This window comes from Burkholderia sp. MSMB1459WGS (assembly GCF_001534535.1).
Taxonomy (GTDB): domain Bacteria; phylum Pseudomonadota; class Gammaproteobacteria; order Burkholderiales; family Burkholderiaceae; genus Burkholderia.
This window is the reverse complement of the sequence record NZ_LPMU01000079.1, coordinates 64,763-84,934: the sequence shown is the minus strand read 5'-3', so window position 1 is coordinate 84,934 and position 20,172 is coordinate 64,763. Positions and strand designations below refer to the sequence as shown.

The window sequence follows — 20,172 nt, the reverse complement described above, 5'->3', positions numbered from 1 at the left end:
TTGAAAAGGCAGATGATGAAATTAATCGGTTCGCTCAGCAGCCCGTACGTCCGAAAGGCGCGGATCGTGCTTGCTGAAAAGAAGATCGACTACAAGCTGGAGCTCGAGAACGTGTGGGCGCCGGAGACGGATATTCATGCATCGAATCCGCTCGGCAAGGTCCCGTGCCTCGTGATGGAAGACGGCGCCGCGGTGTTCGATTCCCGCGTGATCTGCGAATACGTCGATACGCTGTCGCCGGTCGGCAAGCTGATTCCGCCGTCGGGCCGCGAGCGCGTCGAAGTGCGCTGCTGGGAAGCCCTGGGCGACGGCGTGCTCGACGCGGCGGTCGCGATCCGTCTCGAACACACGCTGCGGGAAGAAGGGCAGCGCAGCGCGAGCTGGATCGCGCGCCAGCAACGCAAGATCGACGACGCGCTCGTCGCGATGTCGCAGGGTCTCGGCGGCAAGACGTGGTGCGTCGGCAATCATTACACGCTCGCCGACATCGCACTCGGCTGCGCGCTCGGCTATCTCGATTTCCGGATGCCCGAGCTCGACTGGCGCGATCGCCACCCGAACCTCGACAAGCATTTCGTGAAGCTGCAGCAGCGGCAGTCGTTCGCCGATACGCTGCCGCAGAACTGAGCCGCGGCCCGGCCTTCACGCATTCGGCAGACGAAAGAAAAGCGCCCCGCGGGGCGCTTTTCTTTTTGCCGCGCCGGCCGCCGTCGGCGCGGGGCGGCCGCGCGCGTCACTCGATCGACGCGTACACGGCTTCGCCGAGCGAGAACGAATCGCTGCGCGCGATCGGCCACCACTTGTCGTACAGGGACAAGCCGCAGGTCTGGCCGTCGAGCAGCGCACCGGGTTTCAGGTATTTCAGCAGTTGCGACATCAGTCGCACCTCGTGCGGCGCGACCCGCTGCACGATGTGATGCGCGCGCAGCTCGGACGGATGCGCGAGGCCGGCCGCCTGCACGAGTTCCTGCAGCGCATGCAGCGTATTGCGGTGGAAGTTGTACACGCGCTCGGCCTTGTCGGGCACGACGAGCGCGCGCTGGCGCACCGGGTCCTGCGTCGCGACGCCGGTCGGGCAGCGGTCGGTGTGGCAGTGCTGCGCCTGGATGCAGCCGACCGCGAACATGAAGCCGCGCGCCGAGTTCACCCAGTCCGCGCCGATCGCGAGCGTGCGTGCGATGTCGAACGCGGTGATGATCTTGCCGCTCGCGCCGAGCTTCACGCGATCGCGCACGCCGATCCCGACGAGCGTGTTGTGCACGAGCAGCAGCCCTTCCTGCAGCGGCACGCCGACGTGGTCGGTGAATTCGAGCGGCGCCGCGCCCGTGCCGCCTTCCGCGCCGTCGACGACGATGAAGTCGGGCACGATGCCCGTCTCGATCATCGCCTTCGCAATGCCGAAGAATTCCCACGGGTGACCGATGCACAGCTTGAAACCGGTCGGCTTGCCGCCGGACAGCGTGCGCAGCCGCTCGACGAATTCGAGCAGCCCGCGCGGCGTCGAGAATTCCGAGTGCGTCGCGGGCGAGATGCAGTCCTTGCCCATCGGCACGCCGCGCGTTTCGGCGATTTCCGGCGTGATCTTCGCGGCCGGCAGCACGCCGCCGTGACCGGGCTTCGCGCCCTGCGACAGCTTCACCTCGATCATCTTGACCTGCGGATCGGCGGCCTGCTTCGCGAACTTGTCGGGGTTGAACGTGCCGTCTTCGTTGCGGCAGCCGAAGTAGCCGGACGCGATTTCCCAGATGATGTCGCCGCCGTGCTCGCGGTGGTACTTCGACAGCGAGCCTTCGCCGGTGTCGTGCGCGAAGCCGCCTTTCTTCGCGCCGAGGTTCAGCGAGCGGATCGCGTTCGCGGACAGCGAGCCGAAGCTCATCGCCGAGATGTTGAAGATCGAAATGTCGTACGGTTGCGCGCGATTCGCGCCGACGCGGATGCGGAAGTCGTGGCTCGGCAGCTTCGTCGGCGCGAGCGAATGGCTGATCCATTCGTGCGCGACGGCCTTCACGTTCAGCTCGGTGCCGTACGGACGATTGTCCGCGACGTTCTTCGCGCGCTGGTAGACGAGGCTGCGCTGCGCGCGCGAGAACGGCTTTTCGTCGGTGTCGTCCTCGACGAAGTACTGGCGGATTTCAGGTCGGATGAATTCGAACAGGAAGCGGAAGTGGCCCCAGAGCGGGTAATTCCGGAGGATCGCGTGGCGGTCCTGCTTCAGGTCGTACAGGCCGAGCACGACGAGGGCGATGGGGACGACGATCCACAGCCAGGAAAGAACGTGGGCCGACGCGAGCGCGGCCGCTGCGACGAGCAGCAGCACGGCACACCACATCGCGAGGTAGCGGCGTGAAAGCATGGGGGACTCCATAAGAATCTTGAAATACCGCCATGCGTACGCTGCGAAGGCGGCGCGCCGGCCGCGGCGGAATCGTGTTCCGCCGGGCGCGGCGTGCCGCAAGTCTAAACCGAATGGATGTCAGCGTGCTTCGGCGAGCGCCGGCGCGTGGCCCGCCGGTGCAGCCTGGCCGGGTTGGCCGGTGGCCGCGAACTCGATGATGCCGCCGCCGAGGCAGATCTCGCCGTCGTACAGCACGGCCGACTGGCCGGGCGTGACGGCCCACTGCGCGTCGTCGAACGCGAGCGAGAAGCGAGCTTCGCCTGCCGGGCCGGCTGCCGCGGCGCCTGTCGCGGCCCGGCCATCCGCGGCCCGGCCGAACGTGCACGCCGCGTCGGCCTGCCGGTAGCGCGTCTTCGCGCCGCACGCGAAGCCGTCCGCCGGGGGCTCGCCGGCGACCCAGCTCACGTTGCCGGCGACGAGCTCGCGCGACAGCAGCCACGGATGATCGTGACCCTGCACGACGTACAGCGTGTTCGTCGCGATGTCCTTCGCGGCGACGAACCACGGCTCGCCGCTGCCGCTCTTGCTGCCGCCGAGGCCGATGCCCTTGCGCTGGCCGAACGTATAGAACGCGAGGCCGATGTGCTCGCCGACCACCTTGCCGTCGGGCGTCTTCATCGGGCCGGGTTTCGTCGGAAGATAGCGGTTCAGGAAATCGCGGAACGGCCGCTCGCCGATGAAGCAGATGCCGGTCGAATCCTTCTTCTTCGCATTCGGCAGCCCGATCTGCGCGGCGATCTCGCGCACCTTCGTCTTCGGGATCTCGCCGAGCGGGAACATCGTCTTCGACAGTTGCGCCTGGTTCAGCCGGTGCAGGAAGTACGACTGGTCTTTCGTATGATCGAAGGCCTTCAGCAGTTCGAAATGCCCGTCGCGCTCGCGCACGCGCGCATAGTGGCCGGTCGCGATCATTTCCGCGTCGAGCGACATCGCGTGGTCGAGGAACGCCTTGAACTTGATCTCGGCGTTGCACAGCACGTCGGGGTTCGGCGTGCGGCCGGCCGAGTATTCGCGCAGGAACTCGGCGAACACGCGGTCCTTGTATTCGGCGGCGAAGTTGACGGCTTCCACGTCGATGCCGATCAGGTCGGCCACGGACACGACGTCGATCCAGTCCTGGCGCGTCGAGCAGTACTCGCCGTCGTCGTCGTCTTCCCAGTTCTTCATGAACAGGCCGACCACGTCGTAGCCTTGTTCCTTCAGCAGCCACGCGGTCACCGACGAATCGACGCCGCCCGACATGCCCACCACTACACGGCGCTTGCTCATTTGCCGACCGCCTGACGTTCGAATGCCTCGGGGCACGGGGCGACCGAATGCGTGTGCACGAAATCGAGCGGAATGCGCCGCCCGGCGAGATAGTCGTCGACGCAGCGCATCACCGCGGGCGAACGATGGCGCTCGCTGCAGGCGCGCAGTTCGTCGGCCGTCATCCACAGCGTGCGGACGATGCCGTCGTCGAGCACATGGCCCGCGACCGGTTCGCCGGCGGTGCCGCAGAACGTGAAGCGCAGGTAGGTCGCGCCGGCGCTGCCGGGGCGATCGTAGTGCGCGAGATAGACGCCGACGAGCGCGTCGGGCGTGAACGGGCGCGCGGTTTCCTCGAGCGTTTCGCGGATCACGGCATCGGCCAGCGTTTCGCCGGCTTCGAGATGACCGGCCGGCTGGTTGATGCGCAGGCCCGTCGAGGTTTCTTCCTCGATCACGAGAAAGCGGCCGGCGCGCTCGACGAGCGCGGCGACCGTCACATGCGGGGTCCAGATTTCGGGTTTCATGGTTCGGCATTTTACCGGTTGCGCCCGAACGTTGCCGGCCGTTCGTCAGACGATCCGACCCTCTCGGATCGTCCGTCCCGGCGCTGCGTGACGACGCTGCGTGGCGGCGCGGGTCAAGCGCCTGTCGCATTCGAGCACGATCGTGCGGAAAGTGCTGGCGCGACCATCGCTTTCGGTTAAAGTGCAGCGTGAAAGCCGTTGCTCGTGAGCCGGTATGTCAGCCTGTCCGGCTCGTTGTGCAGTAAAAGATCGCAAGAAAAGAAATACTGACAATGACTGGAGGGACTGACGATGCATATTGGAGTGCCTGCTGAAACGCGGGCCAACGAGGCGCGTGTGGCTGCGACGCCGGAAACCGTGAAGAAATACGCGGCGGCCGGCCATCGCGTCAGTATCGCGAAAGGGGCCGGCAGCGCAGCCAGCTATCCCGACGAAGCCTATGCGGCCGTCGGCGCCGAATTGACCGACCAGTCGGCCGCGTTTGACGCCGATCTCGTCCTGAAGGTCCAGGCGCCCACCGACGCCGAGCTGCCGTTGCTCAAGCGCGGCACCGTGCTGATCGGCATGCTCGAGCCGTTCAACGGCGAGCAGGCGGCGAAACTCGCCGCGGCCGGCGTGACCGGTTTCGCGCTCGAGGCCGCGCCGCGCACGACGCGTGCGCAGAGTCTCGACGTACTGTCGTCGCAGGCGAACATCGCCGGCTACAAGGCCGTGCTGGTGGCCGCGTCGCTGTATCCGCGCTTCATGCCGATGCTGATGACGGCCGCGGGCACCGTGAAGGCGGCGCGCGTGCTGATTCTCGGCGCGGGCGTCGCGGGCCTGCAGGCGATCGCGACCGCGAAGCGGCTGGGCGCGGTGATCGAGGCGTCCGACGTGCGGCCGGCCGTGAAGGAGCAGATCGAGTCGCTCGGCGCGAAATTCCTCGACGTCCCGTTCGAAACCGACGAAGAGCGCGAAGCCGCGCAGGGTGTGGGCGGCTATGCGCGCCCGATGCCGGCATCGTGGCTCGGCCGCCAGGCCGCGCTCGTGCACGAGCGTGCGAGGCAGGCCGACATCGTGATCACCACCGCGCTGATTCCCGGGCGCCCGGCGCCGACGCTGATCTCGGTCGACACCGCGCAGGCGATGAAGCCCGGCTCGGTGCTCGTCGATCTCGCGGCCGGCCGCGGCCCGGAAATCGACGGCCGCAGGGGCGGCAACTGCCCGCTGACCGTCGCCGATCAGGTGATCGTGCACAACGGCGTGACGATCGCCGGCTACACGAATCTCGCGTCGATGGTCGCGTCGGACGCATCGGCGCTGTACGCGCGCAACCTGCTCGACTTCACGAAGCTGATCGTCACGAAGGAAGGCACGCTGAACGTCGACCTGACCGACGACATCGTCGCCGCGACGCTGCTGTGCCGCGACGGTGAAGTCACGCGCAAATAACGGAGGAGACCATGGAAGTCATCAATCACACGGTGATCAACGTGATCATCTTCGTGCTGGCGGTGTACGTCGGCTACCACGTCGTCTGGAACGTCACGCCGGCGCTGCATACGCCGCTGATGGCCGTGACCAACGCGATCTCGGCGATCGTGATCGTCGGCGCGATGCTCGCGGCGGCGCTCACCGTCGGCGCGACCGGCAAGTTCTTCGGCACGCTCGCGGTCGCGCTCGCGGCCGTCAACGTGTTCGGCGGCTTTCTCGTGACGAGGCGAATGCTCGAGATGTTCCGCAAGAAGGAGCCCAAGCGCATCGAGGGCGGCAAGGAGGGCGCGCGATGAGCATGAACGTCGTTACGCTGCTGTACCTCGTCGCCTCGGTGTGCTTCATCCAGGCGCTGAAGGGCCTGTCGAATCCGAAGAGCGCGCGGCGCGGCAACCTGTTCGGGATGGTCGGGATGGCCATCGCGATCCTCACGACGATCGCGCTGATCGTCAAGCAGGCCGCGTGGCTCGGCGCGAACCTGCCGCTCGGCCTCGCGCTCGTGCTCGGCGCGCTGATCGTCGGCGGCGGCGTCGGGGCGTTCGTCGCCGCGCGCGTCGAGATGACGAAGATGCCGGAGCTCGTCGCGGCCATGCACTCGCTGATCGGTCTCGCGGCCGTGTGCATCGCATATGCGGTGGTGTCGGAGCCCGAAGCGTTCGGCCTCGTGCCGCAGGACGCGGTGTCGTCGAGCTTCATCCCGTACGGCAACCGGGTCGAGCTGTTCATCGGCACGTTCGTCGGCGCGATCACGTTCTCCGGTTCGGTGATCGCGTTCGGCAAGCTGTCGGGCAAGTACAAGTTCCGGCTGTTCCAGGGCGCGCCGGTCGTGTACGCGGGCCAGCACCTGATCAACCTGATGCTCGCGATCGCGATGCTCGGCTTCGGCATCCTGTTCTTCATCACGCAGGCGTGGCTGCCGTTCATCATCATGACGGCGATTGCGTTCGTGCTCGGCGTGCTGATCATCATCCCGATCGGCGGCGCGGACATGCCGGTGGTCGTGTCGATGCTGAACTCGTACTCGGGCTGGGCGGCGGCCGGCATCGGCTTCTCGCTGAACAACGCGATGCTGATCATCGCCGGTTCGCTGGTCGGCTCGTCGGGCGCGATCCTGTCGTACATCATGTGCCACGCGATGAACCGCTCGTTCTTCAACGTGATCCTCGGCGGCTTCGGCGGGGAAGCGGCGGCCGGCGGCGCGGCGGGCGCGCAGGAGCAGCGGCCGGTGAAGTCGGGTTCGGCCGACGACGCGGCGTTCATGCTCGGCAACGCGGAATCGGTCGTGATCGTGCCGGGTTACGGGCTCGCCGTCGCCCGTGCGCAGCACGCGCTGAAGGAGCTGACCGACAAGCTTGTCGAGAAGGGCATCGACGTGAAGTACGCGATCCACCCGGTCGCCGGCCGGATGCCGGGCCACATGAACGTGTTGCTCGCGGAAGCGGAAGTGCCGTACGAGATCGTGCACGAGATGGAGGACATCAACGGCGAATTCGGCCAGGTGGACGTGGTGCTCGTACTCGGCGCGAACGACGTCGTGAACCCGGCCGCGAAGAACGATCCGAAATCGCCGATCGCGGGGATGCCGATCATCGAGGCGTACAAGGCGCGCACGGTGATCGTCAACAAGCGTTCGATGGCGGCTGGCTACGCGGGCCTCGACAACGACCTGTTCTACATGGACAAGACGATGATGGTGTTCGGCGATGCGAAGAAGGTCATCGAGGACATGGTGAAGGCGGTCGAGTAGCGCACGCCGAGGCTATGCGGCGCCCGCTTCGATGCGCGGGCGCCGCGCCGGCACAGGCCCGACCGGCGCAAGCCGGCCGGGTTTTTTTCATGGTGCGACGCGTTGCGCGATGCAGGCGGCGATCGCGTCGCGTACGCGCACGATCGCCGGGTCGCGCTGCGTGCTCGTGCGCCAGCCGATTTCGACCGGATAGCGCGGCAGGTCGATCGGGCACGCGAGTGCGCGCAGCGCGGTCGATTGCGCGATCGCGCGGGCCGCATGCGCGGGAATCGTCGCGACTGCGTCGGAGCCGGCGAGCAGGTACGGCAGCGCGGCGAAATGCGTGGTCGACGCCGCGACGCGCCGCTGGTGGCCGAGCGCGGCCAGCGCCTCGTCGACGATCCCGATCACGCCGCCCGACGATACGAGCAGGTGGTCGCGCCGCAGGAACTCGGCGAGCGTCAGCGTGCGCGGCGTCCGCGCGCGGCCGGCCGGATCGATCAGGCACGCATATCCGCCCGTCGCGACCGCGCGCCGGCTGAGCCCGTTCGCCGAGAAGCCGCCCGATGCGATCGCGAGATCGACGCCGTGCCGCAGCAGCGCGTCGCCGGCGATGCCGCTGTGGGTCTGCCGGAAGATCAGCCGGATGCCGGCGGCTTCTTGCGCGAGCGCATCGATCAACGCGCGGCCGAGCGCGATCTCGAAGTCGTCGGACAGCCCGATCGAAATCGTGCGGCCGACGCGGTCGCCGCCGTCGGCCGCGATCGCGAGGCTTTCGCGGCAGCGGTCGAGCGCGTCCGACAGGATCGGCTTCAGCTCGTCCGCGCGCGGCGTCGGCGCGAGCCCTCGGCCGGTGCGCACGAACAGCGGATCGGCATAGATCACGCGCAGCCGCCCGAGCGCCGCGCTGACCGCCGACTGCGTGAGGTCGAGCCGCAGCGCCGCGCGGCTCGCGCCGCCTTCCTCGTACAGCGCCTCGAACACCTTCAGCAGGTTCAGGTCGAGGCTGGCGATATCATCCACGTTCATGACACATATCGTTCCATCGATTTGATCGATGACATCTTATCGATAAAGATGGCGACATCCCATTCAACGGAGACGCCTTCATGTCCACGTCAGTCATCGCCGCGCTGCAGATCGGCGCATCGCCCGCCGGCACGCGCGCCACGCTCGACACGATCCTCGGCTACGAAACCTCGATCCACGACAGCGGCGCGTCGCTGGTCGTGCTGCCCGAGGCCGTGCTCGGCGGCTATCCGAAAGGCGAAATCTTCGGCACGCGGCTCGGCTACCGGCTGCCCGAGGGGCGCGACGCATATGCGCGCTACGCCGCGCAGGCGATCGACGTGCCGGGGCCGGAAACCGACGAACTGGCCGCGCTGTCGCAGCGCACCGGCGCGAGCCTCGTGGTCGGCGTGATCGAGCGCGGCGGCAGCACGCTGTACTGCACGGCGCTGTTCTTCGATCCGCGCGACGGGCTCGTCGCGAAGCACCGCAAGCTGATGCCGACCGGCACCGAACGGCTGATCTGGGGGCAGGGCGACGGCTCGACGCTGCCCGTCGTCGAGACGGCCGCGGGCCGCGCGGGCGCCGCGATCTGCTGGGAGAACCACATGCCGCTGCTGCGCTGCGCGATGTACGCGAAAGGCGTGCAGATCTGGTGTGCGCCGACCGTCGACGAGCGCGACGTGTGGCAGAGCTCGATGCGGCACATCGCGCACGAAGGGCGCTGCTTCGTCGTGAGCGCGTGCCAGGTGCAGCCGTCGCCGCGCGCGCTCGGCATCGACGTGCCGGGTTGGGACCCCGAGCGGCCGCTGATTCGCGGCGGCAGCGTGATCGTCGGGCCGCTCGGCGACCTGCTGACGGAGCCGCTGATCGGCGAGGCCGGGCTCGTGACCGCCCGTATCGACACCGACGAGCTCGTGCGGGCGCGCTACGACTTCGACGTCGTGGGCCACTACGCACGTGCGGACGTGTTTTCGCTGCACGTCGACGAGCGGCCGAAGCGGCCGGTGGTGTTCGGCGGGTAACGAAAGCGGAGGCGGGCGCCACATGGCGCCCGAAAACGAAGGGCGGCGGCCGCCCGCCGCGCCGCGTCAGCGCATCGGCGCTTCCGCGATCCGCATGTAGTCGGCGATCCGCCGGCCCTCCATGTCCGGAAACTGCTCGTGCACGGTGATGTCGCCCATCCGCGCGATGTCGAAGGTGCGAAAATCGTCGCGCAGCTCGCACCACGCGCCGATCGTCCAGCGCCCGCCCCAGTAGACGAGCCCGAGCGGCCAGACGCGGCGCTGCGAATGCGCGCCGAGCCGGTCGCGATAGTCGAAGCTGACGATGTGGCGCGTGTCGATCGCCTGGTGGATCGCGTCGACCTTCGCGCAAAACGTCGCGTCGATGTGGAACGACGGCGCGAACACGGGCAGCCGGTCGAGCGCCGTACGCTTGTCGGCCGGCATTGCCGACGCGATCTTCGCGAGCGCCGAGCGCGCGCCGCTCGCGAAGCGCGCACCGCCCCAGGTCTCGAGCATGCGCGCGCCGGTGGCGAGCGCCGCCAGCTCCTCGGCCGTGAACGTGAGCGGCGGCAGGCTCGCGTTGCGGTTCAGCCGGTAGCCGATGCCGGCCTCGCCTTCGATCGGCACGCCTGATAGTTGCAGGTCGCGTACGTCGCGGTAGACCGTGCGCGGCGACACCGACAGCCAGTCGGCCAGCTGCTGCGCGGTCGTGAGACGACGCCCGCGCAACAGCTCGGCGATCTGGAACAGGCGGTCGGCACGGCGGGTCATGACAGCACCTCGATTCCTCTGGCTACGGGGACTTCGCGATGATAGCGCCGCGCCGGCCCGCTGACCGCTGCGCTCAGTGGCATTTCGGCGCGTGCAGGCCGACGCGGTTGCCTTCCGTGTCGATCAGGTAGCCGACGTAGCCGTAGTGGTTCGGCAGCTCGACGACGGAGCCCTGCACGACGCCGCCCGCGCGCTTCGCGCGTTCGAGCGCCGCGACGACCGACTCGCCGGCGTTCAGGTAGACGAGCACGCCGTTCGCGCTCGGCTTCATCTGCTGCGGATCGAACACGATGCTGCCGCCCGTGCTCGATGCGTCGCGATCGAACGTCGCCATCGGCACGCCGCCGATGACCTCGCGCTGCAACGTGGTTTGCAGCACGGTTTCGTAGAAGCGGATCGCGCGGTCGAAATCGAGGGACGGAATGTCGAACCAGGCGATCGCGCGTTCCACGGTTGCAGTGGCGGTTGCTGACGTCATGACGAGCTCCTTGTGTTGCGTTGTTATTCGGATTCGGTGGGGGAAACCAGCCTGCATTGCGCCGGGATTGCAGTGTGATCGCGGGCTGCTGACACCGTATTGTCAGTAGAGTTGTCACTCTTGACATGCAACCATTTGGTTGCATAATAAGGCCGTTGACCCGGGAGCGGCATGGACCTCGTTTTCAAGGCGCTGGCCGATGCCACGCGCCGTCGGTTGCTCGATCTGCTGTACGCAAAAAACGGCCAGACCGTGTCCGAGCTGTGCGACGGGCTCGCGATGAGCCGGCAGGCCGTGAGCAAGCATCTCGCGCTGCTCGAGGCCGCGAATCTCGTCGCGACGACGTGGCGCGGCCGGGAGAAGCTGCATTACCTGAATCCGGTGCCGATCCATGACATCGCACAACGCTGGATCGGCAAGTTCGAGCGTCAGCGCCTGCAGGCGCTGGCGGACCTCAAGCGGGGGCTGGAAGCCCCCCGCGACACGGGAGACGACGATGGGTAATCCCGACTTCGTGTACGTGACCTTCATTGCGGCCACGCCCGAGCGCGTGTTCGACGCGCTGACCAACGCCGAGCTGACGAAGGACTACTGGGTACGGCATCGCAACGCGTCGCCCGACTGGCGGCCGGGTTCGCGGTGGGAACATCAGGACTACGACGATCCGTCGCGGGTCGACATCGTCGGCGAAGTGGTCGAGAACGATCCACCGCGCCGGCTGGTCGTCACGTGGCGCACGCCGTCGGGGGAGGGCGAGGAATCGCGCGTGACCTATCTGGTCGAGCCGCACGAGGGCGTCGTGAAGCTGACCGTCACGCACGACGGGCTGGTGCCCGGTTCGGAGATGGACCGCGGGATTCGCGGCGGCTGGCCGGTCGTGCTGTCGAGCCTGAAGACGCTGCTCGAGACGGGGCATGCCCTGCCGTTCACGATGGCGCGCTGGTCGCAGTCGAAGCATTGACCGGCTGCGGAAAAGCACAGGGGCCGCGATGGCGGCCCCTGCACGTCGTGGCTTGCACAAGCGCACGGATGGCTTACGCGTCGCCCTCCGGCGCGGCCGGGCGTGCCTTCACGCTGCCGGCGATCAGATCGAAGCGGAACAGCCGGCATTCGAGCGCGCCGTTGAACAGCGGCGTCTTGGCCGATTCGCGCAGGCGCAACTGGCCCGGCAGCGAACGGTCGGACGTCAGCAGGAACGCCTGCCAGCCCGTGAAGCGCTGCTTCAGCGCATCGCCGAGCGCGTTGAAGAACTCGCTGTCCGGCGCGTCGGTGTGCGTGCGACGGAATGCGTCGTCGTTGCCGCGGTTGCGGCCGGTTTCGCGCACCTCGCCGCGCGCGCTGCGGCCGCGCACTTCGATCCGCTCGCCGTACGGCGGGTTCGCGAGGAGGACGCCCGGCCCGTCGCACGGCGGCGTCATCCCGCGCGCATCGACCTGCTTGAGCCACACCGACGGCACGCCCGCGCGCTCGAGGTTCGCGCGTGCCTTCTCGAGCATGTCGCCGGAGATGTCGCTGCCGTACACGCCGAGCGCGTCGCCGCGCCTGGCCCGCGCCGCGCGCTTCGCGTCGAGCGCCGGGACCTTCAGCCCCTGCCACGCGGTGATGTCGTACTGCTTGAGCTTTTCGAAGCCGAACCGGCGCTCGACGCCGGGCGCCACGCCGAGCGCGATCTGCGCGGCTTCCGCGAGGAACGTGCCGCTGCCGCACATCGGGTCGTACAGCGCGGTGCCGGGCGTCCAGCCGGTCAGGCGCAGGATGCCGGCCGCGAGGTTCTCGCGCAGCGGCGCCGCGCCCTTGTCGAGACGCCAGCCGCGCTTGAACAGCGGCTCGCCTGACGTATCGAGGTACAGCGTGCATTCGCCCGCCGTCAGGAACGCGAACACGCGCACGTCCGGCGCACCGGTGTCGATGCTCGGGCGCGCGCCGGTCTTGTCGCGCATCCGGTCGCAGATCGCGTCCTTCACGCGCAACGTCGCGAATTCGAGGCTTTTCAGCGGCGACTTGATCGCGGTGATGTCGACGCGCAGCGTCTGCGTGGCCGCGAACCAGCGCTCCCACGGTTGCTCGAGCGCGAGCGCATAGACGTCCTGCTCGTTGCGGTACGCGCGGTGCGCGATCTTCAGCAGGATCCGGCTCGCGATCCGCGAATGGAGGTTCGCGGCCATGCCGGCGGCCCAGCCGCCGCTGAAATGGACGCCGCCCGGCACCTGCGCGCCCGCGGTGAACGGCGCGCCGTTCAGGTGGCGGCCGGCGATTTCGGCCAGCTCGGCGGCAAGCGCCGCTTCGAGGCCGCGCGGGCAGGGGGCGAAGAATTCGAACAGGGTGGGCGAGGACATAAGGCGGGTGAGGACGTGCAAAAGTCCACTATTGTACGCGGCGCGGCCGACCGGGGCCGGCGTTTCGGCGCGGCGGCGCCGGCACGACGGCCGCTCGCGCGTGCCGGGAGGACGGCGACGGGCACCGGCGGGGCGCCGCTGCCCGCCGCAGCTCAGTGCGCGCCCGGCTGGCCGGCGCGCGCGGCCGGGGTGCCCGCCGGCCAGAACAGCGCGAGCGGATTCGACAGCACCGTGCGGACGATCGCGGCGACGAGCGCGCGCACCTTGGTCGGGCGCAGGCTGCGCGAGCGCACGGCCATCGTGAACGCGAGTGCGAAGCTCACGAGCACGTTGAGGAAGGCCATGCTGAGCACGCCGGCGCCGGCCCACCACAGTTCGGGCGTGCCGAGCGCATCCTTGCCCAGTACGCCGAGCGCGATCCCGATCGAGCCGGCCGACAGCGTCACGTGCCGCACCTCGAACGGGAACATGAACACGGTGACGATCGCCGGGACGAGGCCGAGCATCAGGCCGAGGCCGACGTTCGCGACCACGCCGGCGACGTTCGATCGGCAGAAATGCGCGAGCTTCGCGGCGCCGGCCGCGCCGAGCGTCAGGCGCAGCCTACGGTTGTACGCGAGCGCGTCGCCGACGCGGTGCAGCACGAACCAGTTGTCGGCCCAGCCCGCGAGCAGGCTCGACGCCCACAGCAGCACGCCCGTGAGCGCCGCATAGAACGGGGTCGGGCCGAGCAGCGAGAACGAATGCAGCGTCGCGTGCGCCTTCTCCGGCGAGATCAGGTTCGTATGCGTGACGTTGGCCGCGAACAGCTGCACGAGCAGGCACACGGGCAGCACGACGACCACGTTCCCGGAAATCGCGGCCGCCTGCGTGCGGATCAGTGCGATCACCGACGCGACGAACGCCTTCACGCCTTCCTCGTGACCGGTGTCGTCGAGCTCGCGCGCGAGCGTCGGCGCGGTCATCGCGGGCTGCTTGGTCGCGAGCGTGAAATGCAGGAAGTGCATCAGCATGAAGCTGGCCGCGTAGTTGATGCCCGCCAGCAGCCCTTCGAGCATCGACTGCAGGTGCGCACCCGTGATCGCGAACTTCACGCACACGGTCGCGACCGTGACGAGGCCGCCGCCCGCGGCCATCCGCAGCATCTTCAGGTACTCGGCCCGGCCGCGCGAGATGTAGTGCTCGCCGGTGTCCGCGTTGGTCTCGACGAGCTTGCGTGCGAACAGCGAGAAGTTGCTGCGCACGAGGTGCGCGACGCTCTGGCTGCTCTGGTTCGCGTCGACGAGCTCGGCGGTCAGGTGCGCCATGCCGTGCAGGTCGTCGCGCGCCATCCACGCGTTGAGCAGCATTTCCGCGCGCAGGATGCGCATGCGCATCCGCTCGACCTGGAACACGATGTCGACCGACACGCCGTTGCGGTACAGGTGCGCGAACACGTTGTCGACGGCGATCCGGCATTCGTCGAGCAGCACGCGCAGGTAGTTCACCTCGTGCAGCAGCTTGCTCGGATCGCCGCCGTCCTCGACGGCCGCGTGCGCTGTCTCGACCGCGAGCATCGCGCGCGTGAGGCGGTAGAACGGCTGCGATTCGAGCGGCTTGCGCGCATCGTCGTCGGACAGCCGGCTGCGCACCGTCTGCGACAGGCCGGTCGAGCTGATCTGGCAGGTCAGGTTGTGCAGCGCGGCCAGCAGATCGCGCGAGAACGAGCCGGGCTCGTGGCGCTCCTCGTCGGTGACGTCGAACGAGAGCAGCTCGGCGAGACGCGCGAGCAGGTCGTCGGGCAGCGCGTCGATCCATTTCGCGTCCTCGGGCGTCGGGAACATCAGCGTGAACAGCGCCGACAGTTCGCGGCGGTTCGGCGCGGGCGGGATCAGCGACGAATCGATCCGCTCGAACAGCGCGCCGAAGAAGCCCGAATGCACGGGCATGCCGGCGTCGCACAGCAGCGAGATGCCGTCGCACTCGCGCAGGATGCCGCGCAGGATGCGCGCGGCGTGCGCTTTCCATGCGGGGTTGCGATCGAGCACGTGAAACAGGTAGCGCAGCCGCGCATGGGCGGGATAGGCCCGCGTGTCGGCGTCGCGCTCGGCCGGCGCGTCCTGCACCGTGCCGTTGCGGCGCAGCCAGTGCGCGAGCTCGATCAGCCATTCGCTGCGCTCGGCGTACGACGCGTCGGCGTCGGCATGCGCGAGCAGCGCATCGAGCTGGTGACCGGCATTGCGCGACGCGCGCCACTTCTTGATCAGGGTCGTCAGGGAACGAAACATAAACGGAATAGCGAAAGCCCGTGACGGGCGGGTTCGGGATGCCGGCCGGGGAAACGGCGCGGCGCCGGGAGAACGGATGAGACGGGGCCGGTGCCGGACGGGGCGCGGCGACCCGCGATGCGACTGCCCCGCTGCGGTGCACGCCGACCGCGTGCAGGCGCCGGGGGCACGGCGGTCGGGCCGAACGCGGCCCGGCGCCACTGGCCGGTGCGCACGACGAACGGCGCGAGCCTGAAAGTGCGTAGGATCGTCAATCGGGCCGGAAAACGCAAGCCGACCGCGTTGCATGGCGCGGGTTCCGGCGGCTTTGACAAAGAATGTAAATGGCCGTTCTAAATGGCCGTCGGGCCGATGAAGGCGGTACGCGAGGCCGGCTGCGGCAGCGTGCAGCCCCCGACGGGCGGCACGCGGCCCGACGCGCCATTCGACACCGCGCGGGCGAACGCCGTGTCGAACGTTCGCCTGCGCGCCGTCCGCGTTCGCTTATGCGCCGGACTTGCCCGTCGCGCCGGCGTCGCCGCCGGACGTCGGGTTGGCCGGGCACGGCACGACCGGCGCGGCCGCCGTCTTGCTGCCGGCCGCGGGCGTGGCTGGCGCGCCGCGGCGCGCGGCCATCGCGCGCACGCCGTCCGCGGCCTGCGCGGCAATCGCGTCGAGCGCGCGCCGGTGGCCGGCGACGAGTGCGTCGTAGCCGTCGCCGACCGGTTCGGCGACGCTCGTGCGGCAGGTCATCACGGCCTGCGTGGCGAGCGAGCGCACGCTCCACACGGCGTCGACCGCGGCCCGCTTGCCGGGCCACGACTCGAAGCGCTGCACGTTCACGCTGATGCGGTACACGGGCACGCCGGCCGGATAGGCGGAATTCGCGACGTCGATCGTGCCGAGCCGAGCGGCGAGATCGTCCGACAGCGCGCGGCGGATCTCGTCGGCGGGCGGCGACGCCCAGCGTTCCTGCTCGAGCACGTCGACCTGCGCGGCGTTCTTCTGCACGACCAACTGGTTCTTCGCGACCTGTTCGGGCACGCCGACCGACGGCACCTCGATCAGGAACGCCGGGTTGGCCGGCGCGGTGCGCAGCGGCGCCGCGGCGTCGGCCGGGCTGAGCGTGTAGAACCGCGCGGGCGGCGAGCTGCACGCGGCGAGCGCGAGTGCGGCGAAGACGGCCGCCGCGCCGCTCGCAAAACCGTTCACGCGTGTCGTCATGGTTTATCTCCTGGCTTGCCCTTGAGCAGCGATTCGGGGTGGCGCTCCAGATAGTCGGCGAGCGCGTTCAGCGATTGCAGCGTGCGCGTGAGTTCCTTCAGCGCGCCGCGCACGTCGGACTGCAGCGGCGAATCCTGCTGCAGCGTCGCCTCGGCGGTCGAGAAGGTCTGCTTCGCGGCCGACAGCGTGTCGCGCGCTTGCGGCGCGACCTGCGTGTCGAGCTGCTTGAACAGCTTGTCGGCGTTCGCGAGCGCGCTGTTCAGGTTCGCGCCGATCTGGTCGAACGGCACCTTGTCGAGCTTCTTCGCGATGTCGGCGACCTGCAACTGCAGCTCGTCGAGCGTATTCGGCACGGTCGGCAGCTCGAGCGGCTGGCGGGCCGTGTCGATCTTCACGGCCGGCGCCTTCGGGAAGAAGTCGAGCGCGACGTACAACTGGCTCGTCAGCAGGTTGCCGGTGCGCAGCTGGCCGCGCAGCCCGTGCTGGACGAGCCGCTCCACGATTTCGCGGCGCGCCGGTTCGCCCTTGCTCTCGATCGTCTCGCGGAAGCGGCGGCCGAGGCGCTCCGGATACACGTTCATCGTCACCGGCATCAGGAAGTTCTTCGTCTTCGGATCGAAGTCGATGCCGATGTTCGTCACTTCGCCGAGCACGATGCCGCGGAAGTCGACCGGCGCGCCGACGGCGAGCCCGCGCAGCGACTGGTTGAAGTTCATCACGACCTGCAGCGGCTGGCCGTCCGGGTCGCGCATCGCGTCGCCCTCGTCGGAGCCGAGACGGAACGTCGTGTTGTTCGGCGCGGTCGTGCCGCTGCCCTGGTTCGGCGGCGTCTGGAACGCGATGCCGCCGAGGATCACCGTCGCGAGCGACTGCGTGTTCAGCTTCAGGCCGCTCGAATCGAGCCGCAGATCGACGCCGCTCGCCTGCCACCAGCGCGTGTTCATGCCGACGTACTGGTCGTACGGTGCATTGACGAACACGTTGAACGTGACGCCCGTGCCGTCCTTGTCGAGCGAGAAGCCGACCACCTGGCCGACCTGGACGCGACGGTAGTAGACCGGCGAGCCGATGTCGACCGAGCCGAGCGAATCGCCGCGCAGCACGTACTGCGTGCCTTTCTGGTCGCCCGTGACGGCGGGCGGCGTCTCGAGGCCGGTGAAGTCGGTCAGCGTGTCCTGCCCGTGACCGGCGTCGACGCCGATGTACGCGCCGGACAGCAGCGTGCCGAGCCCCGACACGCCGGTCGCGCCCACGCGCGGGCGCACGATCCAGAAGCGCGAACCCTGGACCGCGAAGTCCTCGGCTTCCTTCTTGAGCTGCACCTGGACCAGCACGCGCGACAGGTCCTTCGACAGCTTGATCGTCTTGACCGTGCCGATCTCGACGTCCTTGTACTTGACCTGGGTCTTGCCCGGCTCGAGCCCTTCGGCGCTGTGGAAGCTGATCGTGATTTCCGGGCCGCGCTCGCGCACGGACTTGATCACGAGGCCGATGCCGATCAGCGCGGCGATCAGCGGCACGAGCCAGACGAGCGACGGCAGCCAGCCGCTTTTCGTCGAGATCGCCGGATCGGGCGGCCGGGGCGCGTCGTGCTGCGGGCCTTGTGGACTATTCATGGTGATTCCCTGAGGTTTCGACTGGATCCCAGATCAGGCGGGGATCGAACTGCATCGACGCGAGCATCGTCAGGATCACGACCGAGCCGAACGCGAGTGCGCCGGGGCCGGCCGTGATGACGGCGAGCGAACGGAAATGGACGAGCGCGACGGTCAGCGTCACGACGAAGATGTCGAGCATCGACCAGCGGCCGATGCGCTCGACGATCCGATAGAGGCGCGTGCGCTGCAGCGGCCGCCAGGCGGTGCGGCGCTGTGCGCTGATGACGAGGATCGTCAGGACGGCGAGCTTGAGCATCGGCACGAGAATGCTGGCGACGAACACGACCACGGCGAGCGGCCAGTCGCCGGACGTCCAGAAATAGATGACGCCGCTCATGATCGTGTCCTGCTGCGACCCGACGATCGACGACGTACGCATGATCGGCAGCAGGTTCGCCGGAATGTAGAGGATCGCGGCCGCGAGCAGCAGCGCCCACGTGCGCATGATGCTGTTCGGCGTGCGCACGTGAAGCGCGCTGCCGCAGCGCGCGCAATGCGCGTGCGGCCGGTCGATCGTCTGCACGAGCCCGCACGCGTGGCAGCTGGCGTAGCCCTCGCGGGCGGCGGTCGGCGTGGGCCTCGTCATCGGCGGGGCGTGTCCTGCAGCGGCGCGGCGGGGTCGGGTCGCGCCGGCGCGCGGCCGGCGCGCAGGTCGTCGGCGATGTCCCACACCGCGCGCGGGTCGAACATCAGCACGACGGCGGTCATCAGCGTGAGCGCGCCGAACGCGAACAGCGCCGCGTCGGGCACGACGCGCGCGAGGCTCACCATCTTCACGATCGTGACCACGATGCCGAGCATGAACACCTCGATCATCCCCCACGGCCGCACGAGCTGGATCGTGCGCAGCACGACGTTGAGGCCGGGCGGCACGATGCCGCGCCGGATCGGCAGCAGGACGTAAAGGAGCGCGGCCATCTCGACGAGCGGGAACAGCACGGTCGAGCAGAACACCATCACGCCGACGATCTCCATGTCCTGATGCCACAGCGCATCGATCGCGCCGATCAGCGTCGTCTGCACGCGCGTGCCGTTCAGGTCCATTTCGAGGATCGGGAACGCCTGCGCGATGACGAACGTGACGAGCGCCGCGACCGCGAGCGCGCTGATGCGCTCGATCTGCGTGGTGCTGTTGCGATAGAGCAGCGCGTCGCAGCGCGGGCAGCGTGCGATTTCGCGGCCGCTCAGGCGCGGTTTATGCAACAGTGCGTCGCATTCGTGGCAGGCAATCAGGTCGTATCGTTGCATGGAAAAGGCGGTGCTGCGACGGCCGGGGAACGCGTCGACGGGGCCGGAACCCGCGCCAATCTTACCAAAAGGGCTTTTTCGATGGGTCAAGGATCGTGCGCTGCGTGACCGGTCGGTAACATGACGGGAAGCCGTCAGCCGGCTGGCGCGCCTGTCCTCAGAGTCCGCGCGCGTCAAAAGGTTGCGGTAGCATGGCGCCCTCGACATGCGTCGGCCGAATTTACCGGCGCAGCCGTTCGCTGAACTGAGGAACCCAAGATGGCATCGAAATCGCCGCCGGCCGCGCCGGCACGCTACGCGCCTACCGCGATCGCCCTGCACTGGCTGATCGCGCTGCTGATCGTCTGCGGCTTCGCGCTCGGCTGGGTGATGACGGACATCCCCGGCTTCACGCCGACCAAGCTGAAGTACTTCTCGTGGCACAAGTGGATCGGCGTGACGGTGTTCGCACTCGCCGTCGTGCGCGTGCTGTGGCGGGCGACCCACGTGCCGCCGCCGCTGCCGGGCGACACGCCGGCGTGGCAGCGCGCGGCGTCGCACGGCGTGCACATGCTGCTGTACGTGCTGATGATCGTGATTCCGGCGACGGGCTACCTGTACAGCTCGGCGTCGAACATCCCGGTCGTCTATCTCGGCATCGTGCCGCTGCCGCGCCTGATCGACCCCGATCCGGCGCTCAAGGAAACCTTCAAGACGCTGCACGTGTCTTTGAATTACATTCTGCTTGCGCTCGTCGCGATGCACGTGCTCGCGGCGCTCAAGCATCAGTTGTTGGACCGCGACGGCCTGCTGTCGCGCATGCTTCCCTTTGCCAAATGAAGGATCCC

20 protein-coding genes are annotated in these 20,172 nt (G+C 68.6%); 8 read left to right on the top strand and 12 right to left on the bottom strand.

The window, feature by feature from the left end:
* Nucleotides 1-12: 12 nt before the first annotated feature.
* Nucleotides 13-627 carry a glutathione S-transferase family protein gene (locus WT97_RS30080; protein ID WP_027783574.1) on the top strand — a complete coding sequence of 205 codons (615 nt, stop codon included), beginning with the start codon at nt 13-15 and terminating at the stop codon, nt 625-627.
* Between the two features lie 106 nt (nt 628-733).
* Here the strand turns inward: WT97_RS30080 and WT97_RS30075 are convergent, their stop codons facing one another.
* From WT97_RS30075 to WT97_RS30065, 3 genes are all read right to left on the bottom strand, one after another.
* On the bottom strand, nt 734-2,353 hold the full coding sequence (locus tag WT97_RS30075; RefSeq protein ID WP_060354949.1) for an FMN-binding glutamate synthase family protein: 1,620 nt from the start codon (nt 2,351-2,353) through the stop codon (nt 734-736).
* A gap of 120 nt (nt 2,354-2,473) precedes the next feature.
* Nucleotides 2,474-3,664, bottom strand: coding sequence for a tRNA 2-thiouridine(34) synthase MnmA (gene mnmA, locus WT97_RS30070; protein ID WP_060354948.1), 1,191 nt, complete (start codon nt 3,662-3,664; stop codon nt 2,474-2,476).
* Entirely contained in the window at nt 3,661-4,170 is a 510-nt protein-coding gene (locus WT97_RS30065; RefSeq protein ID WP_060354947.1) for an NUDIX hydrolase, read from the bottom strand. The genes mnmA and WT97_RS30065 overlap by 4 nt, the downstream gene beginning before the upstream one ends.
* A gap of 291 nt (nt 4,171-4,461) precedes the next feature.
* On the opposite strand from WT97_RS30065, the gene WT97_RS30060 reads away from it, so the two are divergent.
* The 3 genes from WT97_RS30060 to WT97_RS30050 are packed head-to-tail and all read left to right on the top strand — an operon-like array spanning nt 4,462 to nt 7,390.
* Nucleotides 4,462-5,601, top strand: coding sequence for a Re/Si-specific NAD(P)(+) transhydrogenase subunit alpha (locus WT97_RS30060; protein ID WP_059501005.1), 1,140 nt, complete (start codon nt 4,462-4,464; stop codon nt 5,599-5,601).
* An 11-nt stretch (nt 5,602-5,612) separates the two neighbouring features.
* Nucleotides 5,613-5,939, top strand: coding sequence for an NAD(P) transhydrogenase subunit alpha (locus tag WT97_RS30055; protein WP_012327914.1), 327 nt, complete (start codon nt 5,613-5,615; stop codon nt 5,937-5,939).
* Nucleotides 5,936-7,390: an NAD(P)(+) transhydrogenase (Re/Si-specific) subunit beta gene (locus WT97_RS30050; RefSeq protein ID WP_006483443.1), complete on the top strand. Its 1,455-nt coding sequence runs from the start codon at nt 5,936-5,938 to the stop codon at nt 7,388-7,390. The genes WT97_RS30055 and WT97_RS30050 overlap by 4 nt, the downstream gene beginning before the upstream one ends.
* 87 nt (nt 7,391-7,477) lie before the next feature.
* On the opposite strand, the gene WT97_RS30045 is transcribed toward WT97_RS30050, so the two are convergent.
* A complete protein-coding gene (locus WT97_RS30045; protein WP_059501006.1) occupies nt 7,478-8,398 on the bottom strand; it encodes a LysR family transcriptional regulator in 921 nt (306 codons plus the stop codon).
* An 80-nt stretch (nt 8,399-8,478) separates the two neighbouring features.
* Here WT97_RS30045 and WT97_RS30040 point away from each other — a divergent pair, with 80 nt between their 5' ends.
* Nucleotides 8,479-9,402 carry a carbon-nitrogen hydrolase family protein gene (locus tag WT97_RS30040; protein WP_060354946.1) on the top strand — a complete coding sequence of 308 codons (924 nt, stop codon included), beginning with the start codon at nt 8,479-8,481 and terminating at the stop codon, nt 9,400-9,402.
* Nucleotides 9,403-9,468: 66 nt separating this feature from the next.
* Here the strand turns inward: WT97_RS30040 and WT97_RS30035 are convergent, their stop codons facing one another.
* The gene (locus tag WT97_RS30035; protein WP_059501008.1) at nt 9,469-10,155 is read right to left on the bottom strand and encodes a YafY family protein; all 687 of its coding nucleotides are present in this window, start codon (nt 10,153-10,155) and stop codon (nt 9,469-9,471) included.
* A gap of 73 nt (nt 10,156-10,228) precedes the next feature.
* Nucleotides 10,229-10,633 carry a VOC family protein gene (locus WT97_RS30030; protein WP_060354945.1) on the bottom strand — a complete coding sequence of 135 codons (405 nt, stop codon included), beginning with the start codon at nt 10,631-10,633 and terminating at the stop codon, nt 10,229-10,231.
* Between the two features lie 171 nt (nt 10,634-10,804).
* Between WT97_RS30030 and WT97_RS30025 the strand changes: the two genes are divergently transcribed.
* Both WT97_RS30025 and WT97_RS30020 read left to right on the top strand, forming a co-directional pair.
* Entirely contained in the window at nt 10,805-11,137 is a 333-nt protein-coding gene (locus WT97_RS30025; protein WP_034206438.1) for a helix-turn-helix transcriptional regulator, read from the top strand.
* A complete protein-coding gene (locus WT97_RS30020; protein ID WP_059779228.1) occupies nt 11,130-11,594 on the top strand; it encodes an SRPBCC family protein in 465 nt (154 codons plus the stop codon). Before WT97_RS30025 ends, WT97_RS30020 begins: the two co-directional genes overlap by 8 nt.
* 73 nt (nt 11,595-11,667) lie before the next feature.
* Here WT97_RS30020 and WT97_RS30015 read toward each other — a convergent pair whose 3' ends face one another.
* The 6 genes from WT97_RS30015 to WT97_RS29990 all read right to left on the bottom strand — a co-directional run bounded on the left by WT97_RS30015 (nt 11,668) and on the right by WT97_RS29990 (nt 19,345).
* Nucleotides 11,668-12,969 (bottom strand): class I SAM-dependent RNA methyltransferase, encoded by a 1,302-nt coding sequence (locus tag WT97_RS30015; RefSeq protein WP_060354944.1) that lies wholly within the window; start codon nt 12,967-12,969, stop codon nt 11,668-11,670.
* 152 nt (nt 12,970-13,121) lie between these two features.
* Nucleotides 13,122-15,236 (bottom strand): site-specific recombinase, encoded by a 2,115-nt coding sequence (locus WT97_RS30010; protein WP_060354943.1) that lies wholly within the window; start codon nt 15,234-15,236, stop codon nt 13,122-13,124.
* A 483-nt stretch (nt 15,237-15,719) separates the two neighbouring features.
* A complete protein-coding gene (locus WT97_RS30005) occupies nt 15,720-16,439 on the bottom strand; it encodes a membrane integrity-associated transporter subunit PqiC (protein WP_059501013.1) in 720 nt (239 codons plus the stop codon).
* Nucleotides 16,436-18,055, bottom strand: coding sequence for an intermembrane transport protein PqiB (locus WT97_RS30000; RefSeq protein ID WP_059501014.1), 1,620 nt, complete (start codon nt 18,053-18,055; stop codon nt 16,436-16,438). Before WT97_RS30000 ends, WT97_RS30005 begins: the two co-directional genes overlap by 4 nt.
* On the bottom strand, nt 18,048-18,683 hold the full coding sequence (locus WT97_RS29995) for a paraquat-inducible protein A (protein WP_059501015.1): 636 nt from the start codon (nt 18,681-18,683) through the stop codon (nt 18,048-18,050). Before WT97_RS29995 ends, WT97_RS30000 begins: the two co-directional genes overlap by 8 nt.
* Nucleotides 18,680-19,345, bottom strand: a complete 666-nt coding sequence (locus WT97_RS29990) for a paraquat-inducible protein A (protein ID WP_060354942.1) — start codon at nt 19,343-19,345, stop codon at nt 18,680-18,682. The genes WT97_RS29995 and WT97_RS29990 overlap by 4 nt, the downstream gene beginning before the upstream one ends.
* A gap of 258 nt (nt 19,346-19,603) precedes the next feature.
* Here WT97_RS29990 and WT97_RS29985 point away from each other — a divergent pair, with 258 nt between their 5' ends.
* Nucleotides 19,604-20,164 carry a cytochrome b gene (locus WT97_RS29985; protein ID WP_034206446.1) on the top strand — a complete coding sequence of 187 codons (561 nt, stop codon included), beginning with the start codon at nt 19,604-19,606 and terminating at the stop codon, nt 20,162-20,164.
* Nucleotides 20,165-20,172: the final 8 nt, after the last annotated feature.

Coding starts and splice junctions, on each gene's coding strand:
- WT97_RS30055 (WP_012327914.1), top strand. CDS start 5,613: ATGGAAGTCATCAATCACACGGTGATCAACGTGATCATCTTCGTGCTG.
- WT97_RS30050 (WP_006483443.1), top strand. CDS start 5,936: ATGAGCATGAACGTCGTTACGCTGCTGTACCTCGTCGCCTCGGTGTGC.
- WT97_RS30040 (WP_060354946.1), top strand. CDS start 8,479: ATGTCCACGTCAGTCATCGCCGCGCTGCAGATCGGCGCATCGCCCGCC.
- WT97_RS30065 (WP_060354947.1), bottom strand. CDS start 4,170: ATGAAACCCGAAATCTGGACCCCGCATGTGACGGTCGCCGCGCTCGTC.
- WT97_RS30060 (WP_059501005.1), top strand. CDS start 4,462: ATGCATATTGGAGTGCCTGCTGAAACGCGGGCCAACGAGGCGCGTGTG.
- WT97_RS30000 (WP_059501014.1), bottom strand. CDS start 18,055: ATGAATAGTCCACAAGGCCCGCAGCACGACGCGCCCCGGCCGCCCGAT.
- WT97_RS30010 (WP_060354943.1), bottom strand. CDS start 15,236: ATGTTTCGTTCCCTGACGACCCTGATCAAGAAGTGGCGCGCGTCGCGC.
- WT97_RS30005 (WP_059501013.1), bottom strand. CDS start 16,439: ATGACGACACGCGTGAACGGTTTTGCGAGCGGCGCGGCGGCCGTCTTC.
- WT97_RS29995 (WP_059501015.1), bottom strand. CDS start 18,683: ATGACGAGGCCCACGCCGACCGCCGCCCGCGAGGGCTACGCCAGCTGC.
- WT97_RS30075 (WP_060354949.1), bottom strand. CDS start 2,353: ATGCTTTCACGCCGCTACCTCGCGATGTGGTGTGCCGTGCTGCTGCTC.
- WT97_RS30015 (WP_060354944.1), bottom strand. CDS start 12,969: ATGTCCTCGCCCACCCTGTTCGAATTCTTCGCCCCCTGCCCGCGCGGC.
- WT97_RS30035 (WP_059501008.1), bottom strand. CDS start 10,155: ATGACCCGCCGTGCCGACCGCCTGTTCCAGATCGCCGAGCTGTTGCGC.
- WT97_RS30025 (WP_034206438.1), top strand. CDS start 10,805: ATGGACCTCGTTTTCAAGGCGCTGGCCGATGCCACGCGCCGTCGGTTG.
- WT97_RS29985 (WP_034206446.1), top strand. CDS start 19,604: ATGGCATCGAAATCGCCGCCGGCCGCGCCGGCACGCTACGCGCCTACC.
- WT97_RS30080 (WP_027783574.1), top strand. CDS start 13: ATGATGAAATTAATCGGTTCGCTCAGCAGCCCGTACGTCCGAAAGGCG.
- WT97_RS30020 (WP_059779228.1), top strand. CDS start 11,130: ATGGGTAATCCCGACTTCGTGTACGTGACCTTCATTGCGGCCACGCCC.
- mnmA (WP_060354948.1), bottom strand. CDS start 3,664: ATGAGCAAGCGCCGTGTAGTGGTGGGCATGTCGGGCGGCGTCGATTCG.
- WT97_RS29990 (WP_060354942.1), bottom strand. CDS start 19,345: ATGCAACGATACGACCTGATTGCCTGCCACGAATGCGACGCACTGTTG.
- WT97_RS30045 (WP_059501006.1), bottom strand. CDS start 8,398: ATGAACGTGGATGATATCGCCAGCCTCGACCTGAACCTGCTGAAGGTG.
- WT97_RS30030 (WP_060354945.1), bottom strand. CDS start 10,633: ATGACGTCAGCAACCGCCACTGCAACCGTGGAACGCGCGATCGCCTGG.